At 62.7% G+C, this 10,628-nt stretch carries 16 protein-coding genes and 1 pseudogene; 8 read left to right on the top strand and 9 right to left on the bottom strand.

Translation table 11 applies throughout. From position 1 onward, the window contains the following. Positions 1 to 189 precede the first annotated feature (189 nt). The 8 genes and pseudogenes from CK219_RS20325 to CK219_RS20285 form a co-directional block, all read right to left on the bottom strand. On the bottom strand, positions 190 to 699 hold the full coding sequence (locus CK219_RS20325) for a DUF892 family protein (protein WP_095768533.1): 510 nt from the start codon (positions 697 to 699) through the stop codon (positions 190 to 192). Positions 700 to 774: 75 nt separating this feature from the next. Continuing rightward, positions 775 to 1,641, bottom strand: a complete 867-nt coding sequence (locus CK219_RS20320) for a DUF3618 domain-containing protein (protein WP_095768532.1) — start codon at positions 1,639 to 1,641, stop codon at positions 775 to 777. Next, entirely contained in the window at positions 1,638 to 2,030 is a 393-nt protein-coding gene (locus tag CK219_RS20315) for a phage holin family protein (RefSeq protein WP_095768531.1), read from the bottom strand. Before CK219_RS20315 ends, CK219_RS20320 begins: the two co-directional genes overlap by 4 nt. Beyond that, positions 2,027 to 2,638, bottom strand: coding sequence for a hypothetical protein (locus CK219_RS20310; RefSeq protein ID WP_176477094.1), 612 nt, complete (start codon positions 2,636 to 2,638; stop codon positions 2,027 to 2,029). The genes CK219_RS20315 and CK219_RS20310 overlap by 4 nt, the downstream gene beginning before the upstream one ends. 494 nt (positions 2,639 to 3,132) lie before the next feature. Continuing rightward, positions 3,133 to 3,255: pseudogene (locus CK219_RS32730) on the bottom strand (divalent metal cation transporter); the annotation flags it as partial. Beyond that, positions 3,252 to 3,677 (bottom strand): hypothetical protein, encoded by a 426-nt coding sequence (locus tag CK219_RS20295; RefSeq protein ID WP_095768530.1) that lies wholly within the window; start codon positions 3,675 to 3,677, stop codon positions 3,252 to 3,254. The gene CK219_RS20295 and the pseudogene CK219_RS32730, both read right to left, overlap by 4 nt. Before the next feature lie 242 nt (positions 3,678 to 3,919). After that, on the bottom strand, positions 3,920 to 4,900 hold the full coding sequence (locus CK219_RS20290) for an alpha/beta hydrolase (RefSeq protein WP_095768529.1): 981 nt from the start codon (positions 4,898 to 4,900) through the stop codon (positions 3,920 to 3,922). 57 nt (positions 4,901 to 4,957) lie between these two features. Then, on the bottom strand, positions 4,958 to 5,203 hold the full coding sequence (locus tag CK219_RS20285) for a hypothetical protein (protein WP_095768528.1): 246 nt from the start codon (positions 5,201 to 5,203) through the stop codon (positions 4,958 to 4,960). A gap of 237 nt (positions 5,204 to 5,440) precedes the next feature. Here CK219_RS20285 and CK219_RS31340 point away from each other — a divergent pair, with 237 nt between their 5' ends. Beyond that, a complete protein-coding gene (locus CK219_RS31340) occupies positions 5,441 to 5,635 on the top strand; it encodes a hypothetical protein (protein WP_140839317.1) in 195 nt (64 codons plus the stop codon). A gap of 1 nt (position 5,636) precedes the next feature. Here CK219_RS31340 and CK219_RS20280 read toward each other — a convergent pair whose 3' ends face one another. Beyond that, positions 5,637 to 5,963: a DUF768 domain-containing protein gene (locus tag CK219_RS20280; RefSeq protein ID WP_095768527.1), complete on the bottom strand. Its 327-nt coding sequence runs from the start codon at positions 5,961 to 5,963 to the stop codon at positions 5,637 to 5,639. A 236-nt stretch (positions 5,964 to 6,199) separates the two neighbouring features. Here CK219_RS20280 and CK219_RS20275 point away from each other — a divergent pair, with 236 nt between their 5' ends. From CK219_RS20275 to pqqE, 7 genes are all read left to right on the top strand, one after another. Further along, positions 6,200 to 6,529, top strand: coding sequence for a low affinity iron permease family protein (locus CK219_RS20275; protein ID WP_095768526.1), 330 nt, complete (start codon positions 6,200 to 6,202; stop codon positions 6,527 to 6,529). Positions 6,530 to 6,673: 144 nt separating this feature from the next. After that, positions 6,674 to 7,192: a ferritin-like domain-containing protein gene (locus CK219_RS20270; RefSeq protein WP_095768525.1), complete on the top strand. Its 519-nt coding sequence runs from the start codon at positions 6,674 to 6,676 to the stop codon at positions 7,190 to 7,192. A gap of 59 nt (positions 7,193 to 7,251) precedes the next feature. Next, positions 7,252 to 7,347, top strand: a complete 96-nt coding sequence (locus tag CK219_RS31335; RefSeq protein ID WP_108702850.1) for a pyrroloquinoline quinone precursor peptide PqqA — start codon at positions 7,252 to 7,254, stop codon at positions 7,345 to 7,347. Between the two features lie 126 nt (positions 7,348 to 7,473). Further along, positions 7,474 to 8,412, top strand: coding sequence for a pyrroloquinoline quinone biosynthesis protein PqqB (gene pqqB, locus CK219_RS20265; RefSeq protein ID WP_095768524.1), 939 nt, complete (start codon positions 7,474 to 7,476; stop codon positions 8,410 to 8,412). Beyond that, positions 8,409 to 9,167, top strand: a complete 759-nt coding sequence (gene pqqC / locus CK219_RS20260) for a pyrroloquinoline-quinone synthase PqqC (RefSeq protein WP_095768523.1) — start codon at positions 8,409 to 8,411, stop codon at positions 9,165 to 9,167. Before pqqB ends, pqqC begins: the two co-directional genes overlap by 4 nt. Before the next feature lie 23 nt (positions 9,168 to 9,190). Further along, on the top strand, positions 9,191 to 9,460 hold the full coding sequence (gene pqqD, locus CK219_RS20255; RefSeq protein WP_245340549.1) for a pyrroloquinoline quinone biosynthesis peptide chaperone PqqD: 270 nt from the start codon (positions 9,191 to 9,193) through the stop codon (positions 9,458 to 9,460). Further along, positions 9,457 to 10,593 carry a pyrroloquinoline quinone biosynthesis protein PqqE gene (gene pqqE, locus CK219_RS20250; RefSeq protein WP_095768521.1) on the top strand — a complete coding sequence of 379 codons (1,137 nt, stop codon included), beginning with the start codon at positions 9,457 to 9,459 and terminating at the stop codon, positions 10,591 to 10,593. Before pqqD ends, pqqE begins: the two co-directional genes overlap by 4 nt. The last annotated feature ends 35 nt before the right edge of the window (positions 10,594 to 10,628 follow it).

Raw genomic sequence — 10,628 nt, 5'->3', positions numbered from 1 at the left:
TCGGCATGGGCACTCCAGGATGGGAGCGACCCTAATGTTTTGAAAGAAGGAATGTTCCTGGATTCATGCCAACCGGGCCCGCCCTATTCAACCATCGGGGCGGGCCCAGCCTTCGACCGGTAGAGGGAGGACCGACCGCGACCCTAACAGCTGGAAATGCGGATTGTTCCTGGCGGTGGTCTTTCCAAGTCAGCGTTTCGCGCTGTCGCTGTCGGCGTCCGCCCGCGTCAGGAACTTTTGCGTGACTTGCGGCAGGTTGCTCTTCAGCCACTCGGCCATGGCTTCTTCTTCGCGCAGGTTCTGTTCGCAAACACGGGCAATCTCAGCCTCGCCCGCGGCGTTGGCCGCGGCGATGAGGATCGTATAGGACGCGATTTCCATGTGCTCGAACGTGTAGCTCGCCAGAGAGCCTTTCATGACTTCGTCGCCGGCGAAGACGCCGCTGATCGACTGCGCTGTAGCGGTCAGCTTGCCGCCTGCGTCTTTCAACATGGAGGAACCTTCATCGAGGCCATCTAGGCAGGTCTTCAGCCGCCTCGCCTGCTCTTTCGTCTCTTCCAGATGGCTGCGAATTCGCTCGCTGAGTTCAGGGTAGCTCTCAATCCGGCTCAATTGCCCCGACAGCATCGTCTCTGCCTGTTCCTCCATGGCGTGAGCGTCCCTCAGCCATTGGACAAGCCATTCGCGCGATTCAGCCATTGCGGTGTCTCCATCTATCTGACGCCGCCCGAACCGAGGGAGGCGCGCATTGTTCCTTGAGTGTTGAAAAAGCGGCTACGATTTCCCGGACGAGGACGCGTCGGAATCGGAAAGTTTCTCGCGCACCGATTCGTCGGCCTTGTCGGCCGCGGCTTTGACGACCCCGCCGACCTTGTCGGCCAGCGTGCCCTCGCTCGACGCCTGCCGTCCGGCTTCGTCGCTTGCCGACTGGTAGGCTTCCGCCGCGACTTGCGTTGCGGTGTCGAGGCCTTCTTTCAAAGTGTCTTCGGCACTGTCCCGAAGCCTCTCGCGATAGGTGCCAAATCGCTCGTCCTCGACCTCTGTGTGGGGCAGCATGGCGCCGATGGCAGCTCCGATGGCGAGGCCGACGGCAGCCACTGCGAGAGGCTGGTCCTCAAGCAGACTATGTGCCGAGCGGCTGGCACTCGTTGCCATATCGGCCGCAGCCGCCGCCGAGCTCGCCAGTGTGTCGGCTGCGCTGCTTGCCACGTTCGACACTATGCCGGCAGCTTCGTTAGCCATTCCCGAGACAGTTCCGGCCGCCCCGCTGGCCGCTTCGGCGACAGAGCCTGCCGCATCCGAGGCGGTCGAACCCATTCCAGCGCCGAACGCTCCATGATCGAGGCCAGGACCGCGCCGCGTCACACCATCGGTACCAGCCGGCGTGGCGGAGGCGCCGCTGCCCAACATCAGCCAGGCCAGGCCCGCGCCGATCACCGTCAGCGGCAACGGATTGTCCCGCACCTGGGCCTTAAGGTTGTGAAGCATTTCGGAGCCCGCGCCGCCTCTGAAATGCCCGGTGAATTCGTCAAAGAGCTGCCCTGGGGTCATCTTGTCGCGAATGGAGTCTGCGGTCGCCACCACTCTTGCGCGCGTGGCTTCCGCTTCGCGTTCGAGCTCTGCTGCGGATCTCTCGGTCATCTCGCTTGTTCCTTGATCACGTTCACGTCACGCTTGAGCTGTTCCTGTGTACGGTCCGGCGCGAGCTCGGAAGGCGCCATGCTCGCCATGCCGGTCCGCAACAGGATCACGCCAAGCACGGCAACGACCACGCCAACGAGCAAAGCGGACCACCCGGCGCCCAGACCAAGGCGGGCCAGAGCGATCACGAGCGCCTGCAACAAAACCAGCAGCGCAGCGAGCAGGCATATCGCGCCGCCCAGCACCTCGACGGCGCCTGCGCCAGCCTTGGTCGCGTTCTCCGAGATCTCCGCTCTTAGGAGCCTCGCCTCCGTTTGCACGAGCGTGCTCACCTGTTGCGCCAGATCGGCGACCAATGTGCCGAGACTTGGATTATCGTGAGTGCTCATTTCTTCAGCTCCGCTGCCTTGCCGGGTATGCCGCCGTCGGAACCCCAATTTGAGGGAGCGCTATCCCGTCGTGCACTCCTTCCCAGGCCGGTTTGTCCGGAACGTTCAGGCTTGGCCGCGGCCTGCGTCGGGCGGCGCGTGCCGGGCGGCGAAGCCTTCATGAAGCGGCCAAGTGCCAATCCCGCCAGAACCGAACCGGCAAGAAGCGCTCCAGGATTCTCGCGGCCAAAGGACTGAACGTCTTCGAGCACTTGTCCGAACGGCTTCTCCTTCAACGAGGAGGACAGCCGCTCCAGCCCGCTTGCGGCCTCCTGCATGAACTTCGAGGCCGCACTCTGGTCGCTGTTAGCCAAGTGATCGCTCGCGGCGCGCAGGGCGCCGCCGAAAACCGACAGGCTCGATCCGATATCGCGCTGCGTCTGCTCGGCCTTTTCGGAGACGGCCTGCTGGGCTTCGGCGGCATACGCTCCAGCCCTGCGGGCGACCTCGTCGCGGGCATCGTGGAGAGCTTCGCCGGCGCTTTGGGTTTCTTGCTGGATCCGGTCGGAAACTTCGTCCTTCGCCTTGGCGAAGTCGGACTCGGGGCCTCGATCATCCTCGCGCTGCATGGTGCCTCCTAGTGAAAGCCGAGGAAGGAAAGCACTGCGAGCACAATGACGATCAGTCCGATGAGATAGATGACACTGTTCATGGTGCAGCCTCCTCGATGCAATCCGAACTTCCGGCCGGCTACGATGTTCCCCTCGACGAGCAGCTTTTTAGCGAGTTCTCATTTGCCCATGGGCTTTGCCTTCAAAGCGGCAAGCTTCTCGTCTGGGCAAAGCAGCCTGGGGCGTGTCGGATCGGAAATATCGATCTTGTCCCAGGGAATGCGATAAAGGCCCTCGCGGCGGCTCAGCGCGAAGAAGTCGAGCAATGCGGTGCCGACAGTCGACGCGGACAGTCGCTCGAACGCCGCGAAGATGCCGATATGGAATTCGGTGACGACGAGATCGTCACCATCCTGCTCTGCGATGATCTCCTCGATATAGCCGATGCTCTTGCCGCGCTCGGAGAATACGGGCCTGCCGGCAAGATGCTCGAGATTTACAGTCGCCATCCTCGCCCAGATGAGCTGGTAGCCGAACAATGCACCGGCCTGCGCCGCCGTCGCCATCGAGCCGACCTCCACGAAGCCGCCGACGCTGGTCACGACACCGAGTGAAATTTCGAGCAGCTTCTTCATTGCTGCTGCGCAAAATACTGGCGATAGGCCACAGCGAGATCGCCTTGCGCGGCCCGAAGCTCCTGTTGCGCCTGACCGACCTGGGCATCCTGTTCGGCCTCGACCGCGTCCTTGGCCCGCCTTGCCGCATTCGACAGCCGGGTAACAGCCGCTGCCAACGAATCTCGCTTTCCCCGGTCGGAGGGAGACGCCGATTCCACTTGCCGGCCGGCGGCGAGTGTCTCGGCGAAGGTTTGCAACGCAGAGGACGCATAATGGGACGGCGCGGCGCCGAAGAGCCAGGCGTCGCTCAACAGCACTGCCGCCTGCGCCGTCGAGGCCGCACGCTTCGATTGCTGGTCAATCGTTTTAGACGAGGAGCAAGAGGCAAGCGCCAGCAGGGGCAGGAAAGCCCGGCTCGGCCGGGCAACGGTGCGCGACATCTTCCCCTCGCTGCAATCGCATCAAATCCCGAAGATCAAGCCGCAGCCACGCGAAAGTTCCTCCGTGTTCGGGTTTTGCGCCGCCGATTGCCTGTTGCAGGGCGCGCGCGAAGATCGGGTTCGGCTTTTCCACCCTGACCGGGAATTGCAATTTCTTTATCGGTAAAATACGTGGCTGGTTCTCCGTTGAAAGCCAGCCGAATCTCGGCCGTATTACGTTGTTCCGCGGACCGCGCACCTAATCATGTCGTGCGAGCCGATTGCTTCGCCATGTCACCAATGTTGGCAAGAGCCGCAACCTTGTCGATCATCGCTAGGATCACCTGCGGATTGCTTTGATGCACCATATGTCCCGCATCCAAAACGATTTCTACGAGCGAGTGGCTTATCTCTGATTGCAGCCGCAGCGCCTCGGCCTTGGCATCGAACAGCTGGTCGCCCGCGCCGGCAATTATCCCGACAGGGACGGCGATGTCGGCATATCGGCGATTTGGGAAGAGTGCCGATACCAGCATCAGAAAGGATTCAGCGGATATGGAGCGCAGCTGCGAGGGCCGGCTCGCCAATCCTCTTGTCATCGCCGCAAAAGGCATCGCGACCGTTGCCGGATGAAAAATCTGCTTCATCGCCCAATGCCAGTTCAGTCTGACCAGCGAAGGCAGCAAAGCGTGGCGCAGCACCGTCCCGAGCAGTGGAACCGCCGGCAGCGCAGAAATGGCAAGGGCCAGTCTCGGCGACGGGTAATGATAGCCGGCGACGACAACGACGCCAGCTACCGACCGGCGATGCCGGCGCGCCATCTCGAGCGCCACCGCTGCACCCCAGGAATGGCCGACAACCATGTAGCGCCCGATGCCAAGTTTCGCGACCGCGGCATCGATGACGTCGGCCTGGGCAGCTGCGGTCCAAGGTCTGCCGGCCGGGCGTGGACTCATGCCGAAGCCGGGCCTGTCGAAGGCAAGTACGCGATATCTGGCGGCGGCTCTGCCGAAGATGCCGCTTGTCGTGAAGTCTTCCGCCGAGGCGCCATTGCCGTGCAACAGCAGAAGCGGTTGCCCATTGCCCGCCTCCAGGAAATGCAGCTTCGTTCCCCGGAGATGGATGAAGCGCCCGAGCGGACGTGCGGCCAACGCCCGTCGCGCAAGCTGGCCATTGTACAGGGACAAGCCAACCGCTGCCGCCGCAAGCAACAGAAGCAGGTTCTTCCTGAACTTTGCCGTCATCGTTGGAAATCAGGCGGTGTGGCGGAGCAGGCGACTTTACAGCCGCCCTGCTCGCTATCAGGCCGACCCTTTCTGAGGCAGCTCGGTCTCTTCCTCGACTTGGTCGCGCAGGCTCTGCTCGGCCTCCTTCTTATCAGCCCCGGCCGACGGCTTTTGCCGGGCGAGCTCGCGATCCACAATCTTGCGCGAGCCTTCAACCGGATCTTCCTGCGGCGAATCCCTGTCCGCTCCTGTTTGCTGGCCGGTCCGATCGCTGCTTGGGGTTGATCGCGCGGGATCGTCGTTTTGGCGGGGCTTCGTCATTGAGCACCTTCTCCGCTTTCATCGGATGTCTGCTGACTTCCGGGCAGGTTGGAAGCCGGCCAAACCTCTGTGGCCGGCCTTTGTTCCGTGGGCAGCGGGATCGACCTCGTTACTGCTCCGCAGCCGGGAGAAGCAACAGCCTCTTGCAACAAATGTGGTTGAGGCTGAACCGCTGCACTTCTACGAGTGCGGCAAGCGTCCGGTTGCGTCCTGCGCCCGCCTCGCGAGGAAGGAACCATGACGCGCCACTCTCAACTCAGTCTTTTGGAATTCGAAGCGCTAACGCAGGCAGCTTCGAAACTGTCGAAGGATCACGGCGGAACGCTGGAAAGCTTGGTGACCTCCCTGTTCGAAGCGCTGCGCGAAGGAGAGACTTGCCCAAAGACGGTTCTGGACGCGGTAATTTCGACGCTGACCAAGGAGAACCGCTAGACTAGACAGCCGGCTTGCCGGAGCCCTCGGCATCATCCTGTTCAGGCTCGACATCTTCCAGGGCATCGATGACAGGCGCCAGCGAATTCTCGTGATCAGCACTGGATTCCGACCCTCTGTTTTCCTCGCCGGCTTTGTCTAGTGCACGTTGGATGGCGTCCTCAATGTTGCCCACCTCCTGCTCGCGCACCTCGCGACCGTAGCCGGCGGCATCGGCGTCTTGCTCGAATTGCTGCGCCAGCATCGCAACGCTGATCTCGGTATCGGTCGGCAAGTTGCCGACATTCTCTTCCAGCCAGCTTCGCAGGAATTCCTTTGTCGCGTTCATGGAGCACCTCCTCCTCGACGCGAGATAACTGGACGATGACGCCGATGTTCCGTAAATCCGAAACGGCGGTGAATGGGCGGATCGCTGCACGGTGGGGAGCTTGAACACTCTGGGGACACACTCGATGGCTTTCCACGGCGAGAGCGCTTGACACGAGGGGGACGTTCCCGCCTCGAGCTAGGTTCCAGCCCAACGTATCCAGCGGGAACCCGGCTTGCGCTCAGCCGTTCGCAGGCATGGCAACATTGCAGCTTCGAGAAGCGCTGACCAAAGTCGGCACACTGACGTCCCGACCGGCGGCCTTTTTGATTTTGGGCGGCTACACTCTTGCTTGGTACGTCTTCGAGCGGGAGACACTTGACTGGCACGGCGCCGCGACGCTGATCACCTGGGCAATGACGCTGTTTATTCAAAGGGCCGAGCATCGCGACACCCAAGCATTGCAGGCGAAACTCGATGAGCTGATCAAGGCGAACGACAAGGCTCGCAACGAGATCGCCGGAATGGACGACAAAGAGCCGGAGGAAATCGAGCGGATGCGCGATGTCGGACGAGTCGGAAGTTGACGTCTCCTCAACCGGACTGCCTTCGGAGCTAAGTCGTTGTGGGCACGGCGCCAGCGATGATGACACTCTTGTCGGAACTTCGGGTCCCCGGGCGGATTAGGAAGAGTGCCGCAGGCGCATCCCTACACCCAAGGAGGACCTAAGATGCCGAAAAAAGCTTCGTCCGCGACCTCGAACGGCTTGGAAAGCCTGTTCCTGGACGGACTAAAAGACATTTATTACGCTGAAAAAAAGATCCTGAAGGCTTTGCCAAAGCTGGCGAAAGCAGCACAGTCCGAAAAGATAAGCGCCGCTTTCGAAAAGCACCTCAAGGAAACTGAAGACCAGGTGGACCGCCTGGAACAAGTCTTCGACATGCTCGGCAAGCCGGCCAGGGGCAAGACCTGCCCTGCTATCGACGGAATCATCGAGGAGGGCTCGGAAATCCTCGAAGAGTACAAGGACGAGCCGGCGCTTGACGCAGGGCTGGTTGGCGCCGCGCAAGCGGTCGAGCATTATGAAATCGCACGCTACGGCACGCTGATCGCATGGGCCGAACAGCTCGGTCTCAAGGATGCTCTTCCGCTGCTCCGACAAACGTTGAAGGAAGAATCGGCAACCGACGAGGCGCTCAACGCTCTTGGCGAGAGCGACGCCAATCAACGTGCTTTGCAGGCGGCCTAGCAAAGTGGACCACTTGGCCCTAACGGCCGTCGATCTTATGGTTGCAGAAGGAGAACTCGATGAAGAAGACCTGGAAGAAACCAACCATGTGTCAGGTGGCGGCGGGCTTTGAGATATCGCGATATCTGCCTGCTGAAATCCGGCCGAAAAAGTAGCCCGTGAATTTGCATGCCCTGCTCAACGGGGCATGCAATTCTTTGCGATATCAGAAGACGCGGACGCCAATCGACCGCAGCCGTAAAAGTGGCGCCGGTCAGTTGGCCCGCTGGGCATGCATTGCCATGCGCGTGAAGATCGTCGGATCGGCGGCGGGAGGCGGCTTTCCGCAGTGGAATTGCAATTACCGCCTGAGCCGCGCGGCTCGCAGGGGCATGCCCGGCGTGCGTTCGCGAACCCAATCATCCATCGCCGTATCGGCGGATGGGACAGGTTGGGTCCTCTTCAACGCGTCGCCCGACATCCGCCAGCAGATTGCGCAAGCGTCCGAGCTGCAGCCCGCGGCCGATGCACCGCTGCGCTCGACGCCTATCCGCGCGGTGGTGCTGACCAATGCCGACGTGGACCATATCGCCGGCCTGCTCAGCCTGCGTGAGCGGCAGCCTTTCGCGATCTATGCGACCGCGCAGGTGCTCGCGACACTGGCGGCCAATTCGATCTTCAATGTCCTTGATCCGGCGATCGTGCCACGGCGTCTCTTGGCGCCGACACAGGAGATGGCTATCTGCGGCGCGGACGGCCACCCGACCGGCGTGATCGTCCGCAGCTTTCCGGTGCCGGGCAAGATAGCGCTCTACCTCGAGCAAAGAGGCGATCCCGCCGCCGATTTCAGCTCGGACACCGGCGACACGATCGGCGTCCGCATCAGCGAGACCGGCGGTCGTGGCGCGGTTTTTTACATTCCGGGCTGCGCGCGCATCGATGCCGCGCTGCGCGCGCGCCTGGCCGGTGCTGCCTGCCTTCTGTTCGACGGCACCGTCTACACGGACGACGAGATGATCACGGCCGGCGTCGGCCAGAAAACCGGCGCGCGCATGGGGCACATCGCAATGTCCGGAGAAGCAGGTTCTATCGCCGGCCTGGCCGATGTGAAGATCGGTCGCCGTATCTTCATCCATATCAACAACACCAATCCTGTTCTGGACGAGAATTCCGCCGAACACGCGGCGGTCAAGGCGGCTGGCTGGGAAGTCGCCAGCGATGGCATGGAGCTTGAATTGTGAGCGATTTCCACGACGCGGCCCGAGGCGGACTGTCCAAGAACGAGCTCGAGGCCGTGCTGCGGCAGGTCGGCGACGAGCGCTATCATAACCGCCATCCTTTCCATCACAGGATGACCGGCGGCGCCTTGTCGAAGGTCGAAATGCAGGCCTGGGCGCTGAACCGTTATTGCTATCAGGCCGTCATTCCGCGCAAGGACGCCATGATCCTGGCGCGTGCCGAGGATCCGGCGTTTCGCGCCGCCTGGCGCAAGCGCATCGAAGACCATGACGGTGATGACGGCTGGAGCGGCGGCATCGCGCGCTGGCTGCACCTGGCGAGCTCTCTTGGGCTCGATGCCGAAGCCGTCAAGGGCGAAAAGCTGGCCCTGCCGGCGACCCGTTTCGCCGTCGGCGCCTATCTTTCCTTCTGCACGAACCATACGCTGCTCGAGGCGGTCGCGTCATCGCTGACCGAGATGTTCTCGCCGACGATCATTGGCGAGCGAGTGCCGGCGATGCTGGCCAGATACGACTACATCACCGAGGATACGCTGGCCTATTTCAGCCGGCGGCCCGAACAGGCATCGCGCGACGCCGATTTCGCCCTCGCCTATGTGCTGGCCCATGCCGACACGGCCGAACGCCAGCAGCAGGCGATCGATGCGCTGGTGTTCAAATGCGACATACTCTGGGCCATGCTCGATGCGCTCCAGCATGCTTACGGCGCGCCGGGAAACATACCGCCCGGCGCCTTCCGCCCGGCGGCGGCCTCATGACGGCACTACGGGAAAGAGCCATCGTGTCGTTGCGGTCGGCGCCATCGCTGCCCAGGCATGTGCGCATCCAGTACGATCCCGTGCGGCAGGCGTTCGCCGTGCTTTCGCCGGAGAAGGTATTCTGGCCGAACGAGATCAGTCTCGACATACTGCGCCGCTGCGACGGCCGGTCCACGGTCGAGCGCATCATCGCCGATATTGCGGCCGACTATGACTCGGATCCGGAGGACGTGGCGGCCGACGTCATCGCCTTCCTGCAGGAATGGTCGGACAAGCTTTTGGTGAAGCTATGAACGCGCCCCTCCTGCCCCCGATCGGCATGCTGGCGGAACTGACGCATCGCTGCCCGCTGCAGTGCCCTTATTGCTCCAATCCGCTCGAGCTGCTGAAGGCCAACCACGAGCTCGACACGCAGACCTGGCTCGATCTGTTCTCGCAGGCCGCCGATCTCGGTGTCCTGCAGGTGCATCTTTCCGGCGGCGAGCCGACGCTGCGTCGCGACCTCGAGCAATTGATCGCCGGGCTTTCGGCGCGCAGCGTCTACACCAATCTCATCACCGCCGGCGTCGGCATTGCCGAGGGCCGCATCGAGGCCTTTGCCGAAGCCGGTCTCGACCACCTGCAACTAAGCTTCCAGGGCGCCCGTCCGGCGACCACCGACCGTATCGGCAACCACCGGGGCAGCCACGAGAAGAAGCTGGAGACGGCACGCCGCGCCCGCGCGGCCGGGCTGCCCCTCACCATCAATGCGCCGGTCCATCGCCACAACATCGAGGAAGTGCCGGAATTCATCGATCTCGCCCTCTCCTTGGATGCGGAGCGGCTGGAGATCGCGAACGTCCAATATGCCGGTTGGGCGCTCGCCAATCGCGACAGGCTGATGCCCGACCTGGCGGCGGTCAACCGGCAGGCGGACATCGTCACGGCGGCACGCGAAAGGCTCGCCGGAATCATGAACATCGATTTTGTCACGCCGGATTATTTTGCCGTGTATCCCAAGCCATGCATGGGGGGCTGGGCGCGCGACGCCTTCATGGTCGCGCCCGACGGCACCGTGTTGCCGTGCCATGCCGCCCAGACCATTCCCTCGCTGCGCTTCGAGCGCTTCGGAGACCGCAGGCTCGCCGAAATCTGGGCCGACTCACCGGCATTCAGCGCCTTCCGCGGCACCGACTGGATGCAGGAGCCGTGCCGAAGCTGCGAGCGGCGTGAGATCGATTGGGGCGGCTGCAGGTGTCAGGCGATGGCGATCGCCGGCGATGCGGCGGCAACGGATCCGGCCTGCATCAAGTCGCCGATCCACAAGCGAATGGCGATGCTGACCGACGCCGCGCAGGCAGCGCCGGAGGGAAATGAAAGCTTCATTTTCCGGCGGATCGGCGCCACAACCCCACGTGACGCGCGCACTGATCATGGCCCCCGATGACGGCCCACCCAAGAATGTTCGGCGGCGGACCACTT

Source organism: Mesorhizobium sp. WSM4313 (assembly GCF_002294725.1).
Classification (GTDB): domain Bacteria; phylum Pseudomonadota; class Alphaproteobacteria; order Rhizobiales; family Rhizobiaceae; genus Mesorhizobium.
The sequence above is the reverse complement of the archived record's forward strand: the minus strand, read 5'-3'. Positions and strand labels throughout refer to the sequence as shown.